Source organism: Paraferrimonas sedimenticola (genome assembly GCF_002282855.1).
In the GTDB taxonomy this organism is placed as follows: domain Bacteria; phylum Pseudomonadota; class Gammaproteobacteria; order Enterobacterales; family Shewanellaceae; genus Paraferrimonas; species Paraferrimonas sedimenticola.
Window position 1 is genome coordinate 127,308 of record NZ_NRIR01000003.1, and the last position, 16,377, is coordinate 143,684.

At 48.2% G+C, this 16,377-nt stretch carries 15 protein-coding genes; 9 read left to right on the forward strand and 6 right to left on the reverse strand.

Translation table 11 applies throughout. The features are described 5' to 3' along the window. Nucleotides 1-9: 9 nt before the first annotated feature. Nucleotides 10-570, forward strand: a complete 561-nt coding sequence (locus CLC93_RS06500) for a dihydrofolate reductase family protein (RefSeq protein WP_095505161.1) — start codon at nt 10-12, stop codon at nt 568-570. A 68-nt stretch (nt 571-638) separates the two neighbouring features. Here CLC93_RS06500 and CLC93_RS06505 read toward each other — a convergent pair whose 3' ends face one another. Further along, nucleotides 639-1,226 (reverse strand): hypothetical protein, encoded by a 588-nt coding sequence (locus tag CLC93_RS06505; protein WP_095505162.1) that lies wholly within the window; start codon nt 1,224-1,226, stop codon nt 639-641. 97 nt (nt 1,227-1,323) lie between these two features. On the opposite strand from CLC93_RS06505, the gene CLC93_RS06510 reads away from it, so the two are divergent. The 5 genes from CLC93_RS06510 to CLC93_RS06530 all read left to right on the forward strand — a co-directional run bounded on the left by CLC93_RS06510 (nt 1,324) and on the right by CLC93_RS06530 (nt 6,075). Further along, complete coding sequence (locus tag CLC93_RS06510) at nt 1,324-2,121, forward strand: SDR family NAD(P)-dependent oxidoreductase (protein WP_095505163.1); 798 nt, start codon at nt 1,324-1,326, stop codon at nt 2,119-2,121. A 170-nt stretch (nt 2,122-2,291) separates the two neighbouring features. After that, the gene (folX, locus tag CLC93_RS06515; protein WP_095505164.1) at nt 2,292-2,687 is read left to right on the forward strand and encodes a dihydroneopterin triphosphate 2'-epimerase; all 396 of its coding nucleotides are present in this window, start codon (nt 2,292-2,294) and stop codon (nt 2,685-2,687) included. Further along, nucleotides 2,684-3,319 carry a GTP cyclohydrolase I FolE gene (folE, locus tag CLC93_RS06520; RefSeq protein WP_211286821.1) on the forward strand — a complete coding sequence of 212 codons (636 nt, stop codon included), beginning with the start codon at nt 2,684-2,686 and terminating at the stop codon, nt 3,317-3,319. The genes folX and folE overlap by 4 nt, the downstream gene beginning before the upstream one ends. Continuing rightward, on the forward strand, nt 3,316-4,032 hold the full coding sequence (gene folM / locus CLC93_RS06525) for a dihydromonapterin reductase (protein WP_095505166.1): 717 nt from the start codon (nt 3,316-3,318) through the stop codon (nt 4,030-4,032). The genes folE and folM overlap by 4 nt, the downstream gene beginning before the upstream one ends. 276 nt (nt 4,033-4,308) lie before the next feature. Beyond that, nucleotides 4,309-6,075, forward strand: coding sequence for an amidohydrolase (locus CLC93_RS06530; RefSeq protein ID WP_095505167.1), 1,767 nt, complete (start codon nt 4,309-4,311; stop codon nt 6,073-6,075). 76 nt (nt 6,076-6,151) lie between these two features. On the opposite strand, the gene CLC93_RS06535 is transcribed toward CLC93_RS06530, so the two are convergent. From CLC93_RS06535 to CLC93_RS06550, 4 genes are all read right to left on the reverse strand, one after another. Beyond that, complete coding sequence (locus tag CLC93_RS06535; RefSeq protein WP_095505168.1) at nt 6,152-6,751, reverse strand: HupE/UreJ family protein; 600 nt, start codon at nt 6,749-6,751, stop codon at nt 6,152-6,154. A gap of 91 nt (nt 6,752-6,842) precedes the next feature. Further along, nucleotides 6,843-7,793 carry a HupE/UreJ family protein gene (locus tag CLC93_RS06540; RefSeq protein WP_211286823.1) on the reverse strand — a complete coding sequence of 317 codons (951 nt, stop codon included), beginning with the start codon at nt 7,791-7,793 and terminating at the stop codon, nt 6,843-6,845. 53 nt (nt 7,794-7,846) lie between these two features. Further along, complete coding sequence (locus CLC93_RS06545) at nt 7,847-8,656, reverse strand: peptidyl-prolyl cis-trans isomerase (protein ID WP_095505170.1); 810 nt, start codon at nt 8,654-8,656, stop codon at nt 7,847-7,849. 63 nt (nt 8,657-8,719) lie between these two features. Further along, on the reverse strand, nt 8,720-9,949 hold the full coding sequence (locus CLC93_RS06550) for an arginase family protein (protein WP_095505171.1): 1,230 nt from the start codon (nt 9,947-9,949) through the stop codon (nt 8,720-8,722). 544 nt (nt 9,950-10,493) lie between these two features. On the opposite strand from CLC93_RS06550, the gene CLC93_RS06555 reads away from it, so the two are divergent. After that, the gene (locus CLC93_RS06555) at nt 10,494-11,441 is read left to right on the forward strand and encodes a LysR family transcriptional regulator (RefSeq protein ID WP_095505172.1); all 948 of its coding nucleotides are present in this window, start codon (nt 10,494-10,496) and stop codon (nt 11,439-11,441) included. Between the two features lie 14 nt (nt 11,442-11,455). On the opposite strand, the gene CLC93_RS06560 is transcribed toward CLC93_RS06555, so the two are convergent. Continuing rightward, a complete protein-coding gene (locus tag CLC93_RS06560) occupies nt 11,456-11,833 on the reverse strand; it encodes a hypothetical protein (protein WP_095505173.1) in 378 nt (125 codons plus the stop codon). A gap of 272 nt (nt 11,834-12,105) precedes the next feature. Between CLC93_RS06560 and CLC93_RS06565 the strand changes: the two genes are divergently transcribed. Further along, nucleotides 12,106-13,215 carry an efflux RND transporter periplasmic adaptor subunit gene (locus tag CLC93_RS06565; RefSeq protein ID WP_095505174.1) on the forward strand — a complete coding sequence of 370 codons (1,110 nt, stop codon included), beginning with the start codon at nt 12,106-12,108 and terminating at the stop codon, nt 13,213-13,215. Further along, a complete protein-coding gene (locus CLC93_RS06570) occupies nt 13,216-16,296 on the forward strand; it encodes an efflux RND transporter permease subunit (RefSeq protein WP_095505175.1) in 3,081 nt (1,026 codons plus the stop codon). The last annotated feature ends 81 nt before the right edge of the window (nt 16,297-16,377 follow it).

Genomic DNA, 16,377 nt, shown 5'->3' on the forward strand with positions numbered 1-16,377 from the left:
ACAAATTCTATGAAGTGTTCGGCTTTCATTGCGACTAGCGCAGATGGTTTTATCGCTCGTGCCAAAGGCGAGATTAACTGGTTACATAGCTCTGGCCGTACTGATGTGGACTTGGGCGAGCAAGCGGATATGGGATTTCACGATTATATCACTTCGGTGGACTGCATGGTGATGGGCCGCAATACCTTAGAAACCATCGCCGCGATGAATCTCACTACTGAACAGTGGCCATATAAAGACTTGAAGGTTGTCGCAATAAGTTCAAGCCTGCAGCAAGCACCGAGTGGACTGCCAGAGGCGGTTGAGATACACAATGGTAGCTTGGTTGAGTTGGTGTCACTGCTGAAAGCGCAGGGTTTTAACAGCCTCTATGTGGACGGTGGAACCACGATTCAGAACTTTATTCGCGAGGGTTTGCTCAACGAGATTACCATCACTCAAATACCACGGCTCATTGGCAGCGGCATTTCATTATTCGGAGAGATTGAGGCCGATGTACATCTTCGCCAAGCTAAGGCTCAGGCTTATGCCAACGATTTTGTGCAGCTCAGTTATCAATTAGAGTACTGATTGACTGGATAATTGATAGCTATCAAAAAAGGCAGCCTAGGCTGCCTATTCGCTTAATCACTGTAGGATTACTCCACTAAATGGGCCCAGATGTTGGCGGTAAATGGCGTTTCGTGCACCGGGCCTTCCGGACCTCGGGGATCGAGTGAGTGGCGCACATTACACATAGGTGACAAGCGAGTACCTTTGGCGGTTAGCGTTCGGGTGGCCACACCATTGCGATACAAAAGTGTGTGGCGAACACGCTGATTGGGCGCAGTTTGGATAATGAAATCCGGTTCCATATAGACTTCGGTTGCTGGCTCTAAACGCTCGCTGTTGAAGGTCAAGATTCCCGGACCACCTGACACGCCAATGTTTTTGTAAGCGCCAGGGCCTAATGGGTCAAACACCAATACACCATCTACCAGTTTACCGGTAAAGGTTTTGGCGGTAGTGGGGCGTCCGCGAAAATGAACGTTAGTTAGAGTCAGATTCTCGCCATCAAAATCCAGGTAAACCAGATTGTCGAACGGGGATTCACCGGGGGTTCCTGAGCCCGCTGCTGTGTCGTCCTTAAGCGGCGAGCCATCGAGCTCAAACAGCTCCACCTGATCGTGCCAAGTGCCTCGCATACACATCAGAGTATGTCCTACCGTTCCAATAGCGAAATCCATAACTGCCTCTTTTAGCGATTATTATTGAATAGTTTGTACTAATAATATAACAATAGGGTGTGATCTAGGTAAAGGCTTAACATAGGGAGTGTTATTCATGACGTGCGTTGTAATTACAGGGTCCACGCGAGGCATCGGACGAGGACTGGCCAAAGAGTTTCTTGAACTTGGCGCGAAAGTCGTCGTATCTGGTCGCTCACAACCAGCGGTAGATGAAGTGGTCGCTTTGTTGGCGCAAACCTACGGTGAAGATAAGGTCACAGGTAAAGCTTGTGATATCACCGACGTTGAAGCACTAAAAGGACTTTGGAGTCACGCCAAAGAACGCTTTGGCAAGGTCGACCATTGGATAAACAATGCCGGTATGAGCATTACTCGAGCCAATATTCATCAGCAAGCCCCCTCAGAGCTCAGTCGCATTATAGACACTAATCTCACTGCGGTACTCTTGGCGGCAAACGTGGTTATCGAAGGCTTGGTGGAGCAACAAGGTGGCACCTTTTGGGTGATGGAAGGCTTTGGTAGCAATGGCGCAACTCAGCCAGGCATGACAGCCTATGGCGCATCAAAGCGCGCTGTCACTTATGTGGCCAAAGCACTACAAAAAGAAGTGAAGGGCACAGGGGTTAATGTTAACTATCTAAGCCCCGGCATTGTTGTGACCGATCTTCTGATTGGCGACTATGACACCAGTTCGCAAGAGTGGCAAAAGAGCAAGCGAATCTTCAACATTTTGGGCGATCGCGTTGAGACCGTGACACCTTATCTGGCCAAGGGTGTATTGGCGGCGAGCAAATCAGGCACTCGAGTGGCCTGGCTCACAGGTGGCAAAGCCTTTGCTCGCTTTATGTCAGCACCGTTTAAAAAGCGCGAGCTGTTTGCGGATTTGCCGTAGGGGCTCACTCGATATTCAAAGAGTTAGGCTAAAGGGAACAAAGGGACTCGATAGTCCCTTTTTTGTTGCATATTGTTTAGCCGTCTGGTCTCTTAATCCTATGAGCCTTATTGATCTTTTCCTATCACTAGCTCGTTTCAAGCATTACGTTCTAAGGACCGGTAACTGTTATGCATCACAACGCCATCATCACTATCACCAACCTCAGGTTGAGAACCTTCATCGGCTTCAACGAAGAAGAAAAGACTAAACAGCAAGACATTGTCATCAATGCTGAAATTCACTATCCAGCTAACAATCTCTGTCTCGCTGACGATGTGGATAACGCGCTCAACTACAAAAACATCTGCAAGAAAATTATTCACCACGTGGAATCTGGCAGATTTCTGCTGTTAGAAAAGCTGACCAGCGATGTACTTGGCCTTTGCGTTGACCATCCGTGGGTTCGATACGCTCAAGTGAGGATAGACAAGCCGCACGCATTGCGTTTCGCCGACTCTGTCTCGCTTACCCTGAGTTATGAAGCTGATCACGACGATATATCACAAGGAGGGCGTCAATCATGACTCCAGAAGCAGCGAAAGTAAGAGAAGCTTTGCTCGAAAAAGGACTTGAAACTCCGCTGGTACCGAGCGAAATGAATTCTGAGCAAAAATACAGTCGAATCAAAGGCCTGTTAACCGAAGTGGTTAGTACCCTTGGGTTGGATTTGACCGACGACAGCTTGGCCGAGACGCCTCATCGCATTGCGAAAATGTACGTCAACGAGATCTTTTCCGGGCTGGATTACGACAATTTCCCGAAAATCAGCGTCATCGATAACAAGATGTCGGTGGACGAGATGGTCAAGGTGTCTGATATCAATCTAACCTCCACCTGCGAGCATCATTTCATCACCATCGATGGTTTGGCTCAGGTCGCCTACATCCCAGAATCCAAGATTCTTGGACTGTCGAAAATCAACCGGATTGTTCGCTTCTTCGCTCAGCGTCCGCAAGTGCAAGAGCGTCTGACTCAGCAAATTCTAGTTGCGATACAGGCGTTAGTTGAAACGGAAAATGTTGCGGTATCGATTAATGCCACCCATTACTGCGTCAAGTCCAGAGGTGTCATGGATACTAATTCTGAGACCTCGACAACAGCGCTTGGTGGCATCTTTAAGACCAACCCTCAAACCAGAGCCGAGTTTTTGCGATGAGCGGGACAGTACTAATAACCGGTGTGGGAAAGCGTCTTGGCTTTGCATTGGCGAAACAGCTTTTATCGGATGGATACAAAGTAATAGGCACCTACCGCACCGACTACCCTCACTTGCAGCAGCTTCGCGACAAAGGGGCAGACTTGCAACCGGTAGACTTTTATCAACCCAGTAGCGTAGACGGCTTTCTTGATTACGTTGGCCAAGAGTACAAGACACTTAGAGCCATCATACACAACGCCTCCGATTGGAAAGCGGAAGACAAGCAAAGTCCCAGTAAAAACGCGTCAGAAATCTTCAATCAAATGATGACAGTGCACGCCGGCGTGCCGTATTTGGTCAATTTAACTCTCAAAGATCAACTAATGGCTGGCGATAACACATCAGACATTATCCATATCAGTGATTACGTGGCTGACAAAGGCAGCAAAAAGCACATTGCTTACGCGGCAAGCAAAGCCGCACTCAATAACTTGACGCTCTCATTCTCAGCTATGCTGGCGCCGAAAGTAAGAGTTAATACCATAGCGCCTGCCCTGATTAAATTTAACGACGATGACGACGAGGCTTACAAGAGCAAAGCCCTGCAAAAAGCCTTGATTCCAGCCGAAGCCGGCTTTGAGGAAGTAATAAACGGCATCAAGTTCGTCTTGGCCAGTCACTACATGACAGGAAGAACACTGCACCTTGATGGCGGCAGGCATTTAAAGTGAAGTCCTGTGTCGCGCGGTTGTGGTATTGCCGCATGGGGAACCGCCGCCACCACTTTGCCGACAATGAGCGTCTGATCTGCGCTTAGCCAGATGGAACAGGGTAGCTTCATCCGCCCAGCTGTTCCTAGACTTGCCGTTTCATACCCACAATGTAACCGCATGTGAACTATAGTGATTCTATTGCTCGGCCAATCCAACGCGTCTGGCGCGCTTTGAAGTAAAGCTGACTAGCAAACACCATTCGATACTAACAATATCCAAGCAAAGGAGTTTGGAATGAAATACTTCAGGACAACTATTGGAATCTGTCTGGCGCTAACGATTAGCGCTTTCACGACGAGCTTTGCCAACGCGGCTGCTGACGTCGCTGACTACATCTACACCAACGCTAATGTGCGTACCATGAGTGATGCACAACCCAGAGCCGAAGCCGTGGCGATTAAAGACAACAAAATCGTGTTCGTAGGCTCTGCCGTTGAAGCCAAGGCTTTTGCCGGTCCTAAGACTCAAGTGACCGATTTAAAAGGTCAAACTGTGCTACCGGGTTTTGTTAGCACACACGATCATTTGATCGCCTCTCAATGGACGACTTTGGGCGTTCAGCTTTACGACGCTACCGATAAAGCCGATGCTCTGGCGAAAATTAAAGCCTACGCTGAAGCCAATCCCAACAACAAAGTGATCACCGGCATAGGTTGGGATAAGAACATGCTAGAAGGGCTGCCCGTCGCCACGGATCTGGATAAAGCCGTTGCTGACCGTCCAGCCATCATTCTGGACAATACCATTCACGATGCCTGGCTAAATACTGCAGCGTTAAAGGCCGCTAATATCACCAAGGACACCAAGGATGCGGTACCTGGTGTCACGTACTGGGAGCGAGACGAAGAGGGCAATCCAACCGGAGCGGCTATCGAGATCCAGTGGTTTCAAGCCTACATAGACATGGGGGCCTGGGACCCTGATTCGATGATCCCCGAAAGTGCCGAATATCTGCTAAACCTTGCGGCTAGCAATGGCACTACTTTGGTGCTGGTTCCCGGTATTATCACCCCCAATATCAAAGACGTGCATGGCGGTATGGAACGAGATTTTGAAACCGCAATGGACATTCTGCAAGACTGGGCCAACAAGGATAAATTGCCGCTTCGCGTTCAAGCGCAACCCTTCTTTAAAACCCCGGTAGGTGATCCGCAGCGTTTCGTTGATTTTGGTGAGCGGATGAGCAAGAAATTTAACAGCGATTTATTGCGTACTCGCAGTCTCAAAATCCACCCAGAGGGCAATACCGTTGCCGGTACAGCGCCTTTTATTGACCCTTACAAGAACCAGCCAGATCATCGTGGTGCCTTTAACGTGCAACCGGAAACCACAATGGCGATTGTCACTAAAGCGGCTAAGGTTGGTTTAGATGTGTTTATCCACACCGATGGTGATCGCTCGTCCCGTGCAGCGGTTGATGCCATCTTGGCGGCCAGAAAAATAGACGCTGATAACCGCAGCGCACTCCATCACGCGATTTGGGTGCACCCGGACGACCAAAAGCGAATCATAGACAACAAGATTCCTATCAACTCAACACCGAGCTTCACCAACACCTTTGGTGGCGGTAAGTTGGATAATGAAAGAATGATTGGCTACCCGCGCATCGATACGTCGCTTGGACGCTACGCCCATTTTGCTAGAAACGGCGTAAAGGTGGGTATCTCGGCAGATGTGCCTAGTACCTCGCCAGAAATGCAGGGCCCGCTGTTTGTGCTTGATGGCGCAACGACAGGGCTCGACATTTCTACCCCTGACAACAAGGAAGTATTTCCACCAAACTGGAAACCCATGACAGTCCACGAGGCAATGAGAGCTATCACCATAGACGCCGCTTGGATGCTGAAAATGGATGATAAAGTCGGTAGTTTAGAGGTCGGCAAATATGCTGATTTGGTGGTACTGGCGTCAGACCCGTACGAAGCCAAACTCGGAACCGCTCATCAAATTCCTGTGTTGAAGACCATAATGAATGGGCGAATTACTCACCAGGCCAAATAAGCGGCTGTGAGGTTTAAAAGCGTTAGACACAAGCGAGAGCCTAAATCTTTCGAGATTAGGCTCTCTTTGTTTCAGGCTAGCCTGATTGTTTAAAGGTTAAGGCCAACACCAAGAGTGAAATTGCTGCAATCCAAGAGCCCATGATTCTCACTGCAATGGTTTGCCATGGCTTGACGCTTAGGTAATCAGCAACCAGGGCCGCGATGCAAAAGGCAATAAAAGCGCCAAGGCCCGTCCCGATCATCATTACGATTTTGTCTGTGCTGACAAGAGATTCCTGCGAAGAGTCCAATGCCACAATAAACCCCGCAGCCGCTGCAGCAACTGCGCTTAAAGTTTGCCCAATAGCTAGTTTGCTTGCAACGGTCAACCCTAGGATTGTGGCAGCGACTAACACCATAAATTCTATTTCCGGCAGCGCTGAGAGACCGGCTGCGACCAAGCCCACAGTTGTCGCAATCACAAAAGACAACACGGCCCATTGGTTTGTTTGTATGCCGGATTGACCAATATGCAGCCCAAGCGCACAGAGCAGCAGTAGGTGCGCAGGTACCCAGAATGGATGCAGGAATCCACTATAGAATGCGCCTGCGCCCTCAAAGGGGCTGTGCGCATGGGCATTAAATGACAGTAAGAACAGCGCCGTAGCAATGACGAGTATTCCTCTGGTGTTCACATCAAGTTCCTTTGCAGCCTGAAACTTAGTTTGAGTGTAACTGACTGTATTGTAGTAATTATTCTAATTCCTGCTGTTCAATCAAGCGGGATTAAGCCGGAGTACCGAGCAAAGCGATACGGGTCAAAAGCCAGTAGGCTGAGAGGCCGCCAAGACAATACACGGGTAACACTTTTACATAGCGAGGAGTGGCAAGCTTTAGCTTTCGTCCGAAGGACACCATCACTAACACAGCACAGACAAACAGTAACTGACCGATTTCGACGCCGACGTTGAAAAACAGCAGCGCCAGCGGGATCTCACTTTGTGCTAACCCAATCTCTGATAGAGCGCCGGCAAAGCCTAGACCGTGCAATAGGCCAAACGCAAATGCCACCAGCCATGGAGATCGATGAGTTAACCCCATTTGCCCGTCGCGCGCTCGCAGTATTTCAACCGCCAAAAACACGATACTGAGCGCAATACAGGCCTCAACCGGGGCAGGGCGCAGGGTGAGATAGCCAAAGGTGGCCAAGCCAAGGGTGATGCTGTGCGCCACGGTAAACGCGGTAATGGTTTTCACCAGTGCCCCTGTACCTCGGACTATCCACAGCAGACCAAGGACAAACAAGAGGTGATCGAGTCCCAACAGAATATGTTCAACCCCCAATGACAGATAGCGCACTGCGGCATCTTGCCAACTGCCAGAGCCTGCGCTTAATTGCGCCATGGATAGGGTAATGACGCCTGCCTGGTTCTTAAACAGCTGACTCGCCTGACTGCCATCGAGCCAGTATGCGGTCAACATAAGGCCATCTCTCTCCCAAGCTAGATGGATCTCATCGCCAGCGACGAGTGCACGTTCAGCTGAAAAATCGAAAAGCTTCCAGGGACCTTGCTGACTGCCCCGTGGGTTCTTTGTAAATTCAAAGCCATCGGGCAGTTGCGGTGATGAAAAGCGAGTGGCCGCCATTGCTGGCGTATACACCCTTAGCTGATAGTTGTGGTTAGCGCTCTCAATCAGCTCGGCTTTAGAAACACCGATATCGTGCGCGACGGCCATTGTGCTACAGAGCAATAGTGCGAGCGTCAACAACCCGAAGCGGACGAGCTTTATCATTTGCTGCGCTCCACAATTATGTTGTAGTTCTCGCGCACACGTTCGAGCTCAGCGTCGATTAATTGTCGGACTTGTTCTGATTGCCAGTCCATGGGCAGATAATCGATTACTTGGTCAATGGTTGCCACTTGCGGGGGGGTATATCCAGTGCGTCTAACAAAGTGAACCCCATTGGACGAAGCGAAGGGGCCCATCCACTCACTCGAGTCAGTTTCTACAATGAAGCGAGCCGCTTGCTCGCCAAACAAGGACGCCAGCTCACTGCGAGGGACATCTATCGAAGACTGACCATAGGTTTTGAGATAAGACTCAGATAAGGCGCGAAAGTCAGCGCCTTGATTGAGTTTCTCAAGCAAGTCCTTGGAGCTGTGGTTTTCATCGGATAAGTACAGATGGTCGACCTGAAATTGCTCAGGTGCGGTGTAGCGTTCGAGATTGTTTTGGTAGAAGTCTTTCAGTTGAGCCTCTGAAGGTGCGTCAATTTCGGCCACCATCAATCCTCTGAGTTTGAGGATCATATTGCGGCGCATACGCGTGTCACCTTGATTCAAGCCACGCTTGTAGGCTTCTCGGTAAAGGATTTCATCTTCGATGTAAGCTTCAATTAGCTGGTCAATTTCCTCATCGCTGTAGCTGCGCAGCGATAATTTTTCTTGCTGTTTAACCAAGTAATCGATACTGCTTTGATCAACAAGAATTAATTCTTTGCGCTCGCTAGCCAACATGGAGTCGGCAAGAAAGATAAGGGCACCGATAAGCAGAAAGTGAAATAGCGGCTCTTTTAGTAAGGCCCGTTTTATTGTCATTTATTATTATGAGTCCGTTCAAGCAAAAGAGGCCGGATGCCCGGCCTCATTGATAAAGGAAAATTAATCGCTACCGTGGTTTATGCGTTCAGGATCGTAATAGTAAGGGTCTGTGATGCCTTCTCTGCGACCTTGTATTCCGGCAAGCAGTGAGCGAATGAGGCGGTCCATCAGAATCCCCGTGGTTTGATGGGCATCATCCAAAAACGGGTTGTACTCATTGAACTCGGCTGCAACGATTTCGTTTTGAATACCCAAGGCTCGCATCAGCTGAATTGCTTGGCCAGCAGTGAGCCCGTCAGGCTCTGCGGTTCCAACACCTGGGGCATAGGCGGGGTCCACGCCGTCCATATCAAAGGTCACGTACACCTTGCGACCTTTGACCTCTTCAAGCACTTTGGCCATCACAGCATCCCAGCCATTTTTCTCGATTTCAGCCTGAAAATGGAACCGTAACTTGTTCTTGCGCATCCAATTTAGATCGTAAGCGCCTGGCGTTGAGCCGCGCAAACCGACCTGAATGATGTCATTGCCATTGATGACGCCTTTCTCAACCGCCAGCTTCATGAATGAGCCATTGTGTACGAAACGACCAGCGCCCGCTTTATACGCATCGTAGTGCGCATCGATGTGAATGACAGCTACTTCGCCTGGGCCATATTTTTCTGCTAAGGCGGTCATAAAGCCGTAGCTTTGAATGTGAGTGCCACCAATACCGACAGGAATTGCATCAGCGCTGATAATTTCACTGACGATCTTGTGCACTTCGTCGAGGTTAATTTGATTATCCGCCATCCAGTTGGCGGCTGCGTTACCGTAGTCAGCCATCACGAGCTTACCAATATCAACCCCAATGAACTGGTCTTCACCCTGCGCTGGATAGGACAGGTAGTCGATTAGTGAACGCATTTGAAGGGCGGCAAACCGCCCACCTGGCAGCATTTGGTCACCGACTGTCATGCCGAACATGGCGATATCGACTTTGCCGGCTTTCAAGTCAGCGGGTGTTTGCGCAATCGGGGCGCCCAAAAACGTGGGGATAGAAGTCCAAGTTGGGCCAAAGTTATACCGGTTCGGATAGTAAAGTCCCGGCTCTCGCTTAGGGCCAGCTGACTGGTCTCGACGCTCAAATAGCACGTCTTTTTCTTCAGTCATTTTTAGAGTTAATGGGTTGTTTGGATCTTTCCAAGGAGCCCATTTATAGGGTATGCCACCGTCGCTCTCTGCCGCGATTGCAGCGGCAGCACTAGTAACAGAAAATGCAAACAAAACAGGGAGTAGCAGTTTATTCATTGTGCTTCTCGCTATGAGCCAGTGTCATTCCAGTATAGCGGTGTTGTGCCTATTTTCTAGACAAATATTAGCGCCCTATGGAATACCTCATAGTGTATAGAGGTATTCAAGCTATTCTTCGGCTTTGTGGATATAGTATCAGCCGCTACCGCGTGTCATTGCCAGCTTGACTGGGAATCCAGCTGGTTGCTTTAGGCTTCAGTTGGCCCGACACTGTCATTCCCAGCTTGACTGGGAATCCAGCCAGTTGCTACTGGCTACAGTTGGCGCTTAGCAGTCATTCGCAATTCTTGTTCGAACGACAAGTTGACAAGCGCTAATCAGCCTTATCTCCAGTCGTCGACCAATCTAGCTAAAAGCAGTTATCCCAATAGAAGAGAGAAAGGCAGTTAGCCTTGCAAAGTTCTGAATTACTGGCAGTTATGGCCGATATGTGACTAGAATGAGGCTGGATAAAATATTGCTTCAAATGAGTTAATGCAGATAGACAGTCCTAATTGCATTGCATACCAACTCAATTGTTAAGGCGACTGGTAATTACAATATGAAAAATAAGCTAGAGAACCTCGATCTTAACCTACTTAGACTACTTAGTGCTGTTGTTGAAACGCGAAATACTCACACTGCCGCAGAAAAGCTTGGAATATCGCAAACTAGCGTTAGTAGAGGAATGGCGAAATTACGAGAGACCTTCGGTGATAGGCTATTCATTCGTAAAGCCCATGGGGTTGAGCCTTCAGAACTAGCAGTACGAATTGCTGAAGCCTCAAATACCATGCTCAACCCAATAGTTAATGTCTTAGAGTCGTTTCAAGATTTCGAACCCTTGAAGTTCGAGGGAAGTATAAAGATTGCTGTGCATCTTGCAGTGCTCGAAGTACATGGTCCAGATCTGTTTGAAGCTCTGCGCAACGACTTTCCTAATGCCTATATCGAATTATTGTATTGGCAAAACAATACTACTCTTGAGGTTTTGGCCGGTGAGTTAGATGCCGTGATTCAATTTGAGGGATTCCCACTTCCTCAGGAAATCTACATGTTCCCAGTATTGGAGTATCAGGTTTGCTTGGTTGGTAGAAAAGCACACCCAGTATTGAGCCATACCAGTGAATGGGAAAAGGTGGGCAACCTGCCTGTAGCGAGGATTGTCACCGATGGAATGGTGTCTCGTCGTGAAGCGATGGATGAGGTCTACGAGTCAAAAGGTTTTGAGGCCGAAGTCTCTTTCAGTTCGCACTCTATCAGAACGATACTTAGAAAGATAAGCACCTCTGACGCTGTTATGTATGGAACTACATACTTGCGCGACGTTGATGACAATGTGGCTTTCTATCCGCCGCCTCCGAACCTTCCCGCTGCAGTTTCACACTATGGATTGTGCTTGGGCTATTTACAGACTAAGAGGGATTATCCCTTAACCCAAGCCTTGCACCAGACCTTATCGACTTATTTCAAGAACATTGAAACTCCGCCTTTGGAGGTGCAAGACTAACTATCCCCAATACTTCAAGTTTCGAGTTGGCTTTGATGCTCGTAATTCAGGAGGCGAACACGTGTTTTCAACTTAGCCTCCAGTATTTCGAATACATGGGTTCCAAGGGTACTCGGAGCGAAAACAATTTCGTCTAGCCAATTAATATCTGCTAGCAAATGCAGATCACTAGCGATGTCATTAAGCTGAGATTGGCTTAGCTCCAGTGGGTGATTTGGCCAAGCATGAGACAGGTCAACACTTAGCAGCCGATACTCTCGTCCTGAAAGCGACTTTTTATACTCACTCAGTTTATCTGGGGCTAAATAGTGTAAAACCAATAACACACAGACCCCTTCGCCATAATCCGCAATCAAGTAGTTTCTTCCGTTCAAGTTAACTTCGTATTCCACAGTTCTTCCTCTAAATAAATGAGGTCGAAATTATGAACCGCACAAAATTACAGTCCACGGTTTATAGAAATTCAGATATGCGCCTAGATGGTCTACCAAATGTGAATTACTCAAAACCATATTAAGCAAACCAGAAGTAGGTAGACTTTTTCGCATCTTCACCAACTAGGACTGGTGAGCTCTGGCAGGGAATGCCAAAGCATATTTCAGAAAATACCCGCTAAATGCCAACTGCTATCACGGGTTAAAACATTACTTATTGGAGCCTTGAAATGCGTCTGTGTCAGCCCACATTATTTGCCAGAAATGCAAAGCCTACATCTAGATTGATGCTTGCTACGATTGTCACAACCACCTTATTAGTTGGATGTGGGAACGAAGCAATTGAAGAGCAAAAAACAAACCCTATTCGTCCAGTATTTACGGATACTGCTGGAGTCGTAGCTCCAAATAGCCATCAACAGTATTACGGAGAAGTGCAATCTGCAAATCGCGCTGAAATGGGTTTTCGCACCCCAGGCCGTTTAGCTGAAATATTCTTCGAAGAAGGAGATCAGGTATCTAAAGGGGATCTTATCGCGCGCCTTGATTCGAAAGACGCGGAGATTTTTCTTTCTCGCGCACAAATTGATAAAGAAAATACTCGCAGAGAATATCACCGTGCAAAGCAATTGTTCGAGCAAACAGGAGCAATCGCGAAAGCGGAATTAGAACAACTTGAAAGTCGATTCTTAGTGGCTAAGAACCTAGTTGCTGAAGCTGAGCGTCAGCTGACATACACCAATCTGTACGCGCCCTTTGATGGTATTGTTGCGCGACGCCTAGTAGAGAATCATATTCTTGTTCAAGCGGAGCAACCAATCGTCACTTTACACGACCTCAAAAATCTTGAAGTCGTCATTCAAGTTCCAGCGAGCACAATGCAATCTAACGCAAGTAGCGGTAAGTCTTTCGCTACTTTGCGCAATATTCCTGGTCAAGTCTTTGATCTTTCACTAAGCCGCTACGCAACAGAACCCAATCCGGTGACTCATACCTATGAAATTACCTTGAGTTTCGACGACATAGGTGACGAGCGTGTGATACCAGGTATGGCGGCAATAGTGACGCCAAACAACGAATTAGACGATCAAGACTCATTAGTTATGGTGCCAGTTTCTGCTATCCAACCTAACAATATGGGGCAGCAGTTTGTTTGGGTGGTTAAGTCCGACAATACACTTGAACGTCGTGAGGTCGAAGTTGGTGGAATTGATCTGGATAAAGTGCAGATCAAATCGAATCTGAATCATGGAGAGCAAGTAGTCATCGCAGGTCTTTCTGGGCTTACTGAAGGAGCGCTAGTTCGAGTGCAAAACCCCAGTGCTGAGGAGACTAAATAGATGAATATTGCAAGCTACACACTCGCAAAAAGAACCAGCGTGTGGGTGTTGATCGCCTTGGTCTTAATCGGTGGCTACATCAGCTATCAAAAACTCGGCCGTTTTGAGGACCCTGAGTTTGTTATTCGCCAGGCTGTGATTGTTACCCCCTATGCCGGAGCGACTGCTCAAGAGGTCAGCGATGAAGTAACGGACGTGGTTGAAGGTGCACTTCAAACACTTCAGGAAGTGAAGGAGATTACTTCAACTTCAAAGCAGGGGATGTCCGAAGTCATCGTTGAAATGAAAATGGAGTTTGCGAAGACTGAACCCGAGCTTCAGCAAATCTGGGATAAGGTACGCCGTAAGATAAACGATGTGCAAAGAGAGTTACCAGCAGGTGCAGGTCCCTCGATTGTTAACGATGACTTTGGTGATGTTTATGCGCTTTTTTATGCGGTAACTGGAGAAGGTTATACCGATAAACAACTACAAGACTATGTCGATGAGCTGCGCCGTGATCTGGTGTTAGTGCCTGGTGTTGCGCGCACTCATACTCTGGCTGAAAAGCAAGAAACCATTTTTGTGGAGATCTCAAATCAGCAGCTAGCCCAGTTTGGCTTCTCTGCTGAAAAGATTTACGAGGTGCTCGAAAATCAAAACAATATTGCGGTAGCGGGAGCCATCAATAACGGGGATATGCATATCCCAGTAATTCCAAGCTCGAACATTCGCTCTTTAGATGACATTCGAAACATCAATTTGGGGATTGGTAGCGACAACACCATTATGCGACTAGGTGATGTCGCGCAGGTTAGTCACGGCTACCAAGAGCCAGTGTCATTGTTGATGAACTATAACGGTCAACGCGCCATTGGCCTTGGTATATCTAATGTGGCTGGCGGCAACGTCGTTACCATGGGCGACCTAGTACAAGCGCGAATTAAAGAACTAGAAAGTCAACGTCCTTTGGGCATTGAAATCCATGAAGTGTCTCTACAATCTGATTCAGTTGCGGCATCGGTATCTGATTTCGTAAACAACCTACTAGCGGCTGTAGCGATTGTGTTCGTGGTACTACTTTTGTTCTTGGGAATGCGTACGGGCCTGATAATCGGTTTTGTCTTGGTCCTAACAGTCGCTGGCACCCTAATTGTGATGCTGGTAGACGACATTGCCATGCAACGCATTTCTCTAGGTGCTTTGATTATTGCTTTAGGGATGCTGGTAGATAATGCAATCGTAGTTACCGATGGGGTGCTTGCGCGGCTGCAAAAAGACCCGGATGCCAATCGAGAGCAGGTGGTATCTGAGGTTGTCGGTGCAACCAAGTGGCCATTATTGGGGGGAACGATCGTTGGTATCTGTGCCTTTAGCGCGATTGGCTTATCACCATCGAACATGGGGGAGTATGCAGGCTCGCTATTCTGGGTAATTTTGTACTCGATGTTGCTCAGCTGGGTATTTGCAGTCACCGTGACTCCCATGCTTTGCTACGACTTCCTAAAAGTAAGTCCTACAAAAACCAATAAAGTTAGTCGCGGAATGAACGCCTACACACGTGTACTTCACTGGGTGTTAAACAACCGCAAGGTATCGCTAATCGCCATTGCTACGGCGCTTGTGCTAGGAATTAAAGCCTTTGGCTACGTGCCTCCTGGCTTCATGCCGGAGTCTCAACGCCCACAATTTGTGGTGGATGTCCGTCTACCCCAAGGCACCGATATTTCGCGTACCGAGCAGGTAATTACTGATATTGAAAAGGACATAGCTCGTAAAGATAGCGTAACCAGTATTACCAGCTTTATCGGCGGTGGTGGTCTTAGATTCATGCTGACCTATTCACCAGAGCCAGCTAACCCGAGTTACGGTCAGCTTTTGGTTGACGTAGAAGATTATCGTGCGATTGCACCGCTAATCGAGCAACTGCAGTCAGAACTTGAACAGGCTCACCCCGACGCTTCAATCATGGTCTGGAAGTTCATGTTGGGCCCCGGAGGCGGTAAGAAAATTGAGGCCGCATTCCAAGGCCCGAATAGTGAGGTGCTGCGTAGCTTAGCCGAGGAGGCGAAAGCTCTAATGGCTGAAACACCTGAACTGATCGCTGTTCAAGATGATTGGCGCCAACAGGTTCCAGTTGTTCAGCCAGTGTTTTCTAGCGAAAAGGCACAGCGCTTTGGGTTGACTTCAAGAGAGATCAACGCGGCTCTAAATCAGACTCTTAGCGGGCGTAATGTGGGTACTTACCGCGAGGATGGTGTTCTTATACCTATCGTGGCACGTGCACCTATCAGCGAGCGAAACCACGCTGTTGCGTTAAAAAACACCGAAGTGTTTAGCCCAAATCTTGGTGAGTTTATTCCCATGGCGCAATTGGTGGATGATGTGAACGTAGTTTGGCAAGACGCCATACTCAAGCGAGTAAACCGCGTTCCGACGATTATGGCGCAGGCGGATCCAGCTCCTGGAGTGTTAACCGCGGAAGCTTTCGAAGTTATCCAGGAAAAAATTGAATCTATGGACTTACCACCGGGTTACAGCGTGAGCTGGTACGGTGAATATAAGAATGCAAAAGAGGCCGATGAAGCGCTAATGGCTGCCGCTCCCTATGGCTTTGCTGCGATGGTTCTCGCTGTAGTGTTTATGTTTAATGGAATTCGCCAGGCCTTAGTCATTTGGCTAACAGTTCCGCTAGCGGTAATAGGCGTAGCAGTGGGTTTGGTTACCTTCCAGACGCCGTTTGAATTCATGGCAACTCTTGGTTTCTTAAGCCTTATAGGAATGATGGTTAAGAATGCAATTGTGCTGGTAGATCAAGCGGATGTGGAAATTAGAGAAGGGAAAGAGCCTTACAGCGCCGTGATTTCCGCAGCGACTAGCCGTGCACGACCAGTGCTACTGGGCGCTTGCACCACCATTTTGGGTGTAGCGCCGTTATTGGCAGACCCGTTCTTTAAGAGTATGTCCGTCACCATTATGTTTGGTTTGTTGTTTGCAACTCTACTGACTTTGGTAGTCATTCCTTTGTTCTACGCCTTGTTCTTTGGCATCAAGGCGCCATCGTCGAATGAAACCGCGCCACTGTTAAGTAACTCTAAGTAATCTTTGGGCGCGTTTGGCTTCAGACTGAACGCGCTTATATCAATATTAATACCTGAGCAATACGCTTGCCTAAGTGTCATC

Bases quoted from the DNA above. Each gene is read 5' to 3' on its own strand.
- CLC93_RS06500 (WP_095505161.1), top strand. From the start codon at position 10: ATGAAGTGTTCGGCTTTCATTGCGACTAGCGCAGATGGTTTTATCGCT.
- CLC93_RS06505 (WP_095505162.1), bottom strand. From the start codon at position 1,226: ATGGATTTCGCTATTGGAACGGTAGGACATACTCTGATGTGTATGCGA.
- CLC93_RS06510 (WP_095505163.1), top strand. From the start codon at position 1,324: ATGACGTGCGTTGTAATTACAGGGTCCACGCGAGGCATCGGACGAGGA.
- folX (WP_095505164.1), top strand. From the start codon at position 2,292: ATGCATCACAACGCCATCATCACTATCACCAACCTCAGGTTGAGAACC.
- folE (WP_211286821.1), top strand. From the start codon at position 2,684: ATGACTCCAGAAGCAGCGAAAGTAAGAGAAGCTTTGCTCGAAAAAGGA.
- folM (WP_095505166.1), top strand. From the start codon at position 3,316: ATGAGCGGGACAGTACTAATAACCGGTGTGGGAAAGCGTCTTGGCTTT.
- CLC93_RS06530 (WP_095505167.1), top strand. From the start codon at position 4,309: ATGAAATACTTCAGGACAACTATTGGAATCTGTCTGGCGCTAACGATT.
- CLC93_RS06540 (WP_211286823.1), bottom strand. From the start codon at position 7,793: ATGGCCGTCGCGCACGATATCGGTGTTTCTAAAGCCGAGCTGATTGAG.
- CLC93_RS06545 (WP_095505170.1), bottom strand. From the start codon at position 8,656: ATGACAATAAAACGGGCCTTACTAAAAGAGCCGCTATTTCACTTTCTG.
- CLC93_RS06550 (WP_095505171.1), bottom strand. From the start codon at position 9,949: ATGAATAAACTGCTACTCCCTGTTTTGTTTGCATTTTCTGTTACTAGT.
- CLC93_RS06555 (WP_095505172.1), top strand. From the start codon at position 10,494: ATGAAAAATAAGCTAGAGAACCTCGATCTTAACCTACTTAGACTACTT.
- CLC93_RS06565 (WP_095505174.1), top strand. From the start codon at position 12,106: ATGCGTCTGTGTCAGCCCACATTATTTGCCAGAAATGCAAAGCCTACA.
- CLC93_RS06570 (WP_095505175.1), top strand. From the start codon at position 13,216: ATGAATATTGCAAGCTACACACTCGCAAAAAGAACCAGCGTGTGGGTG.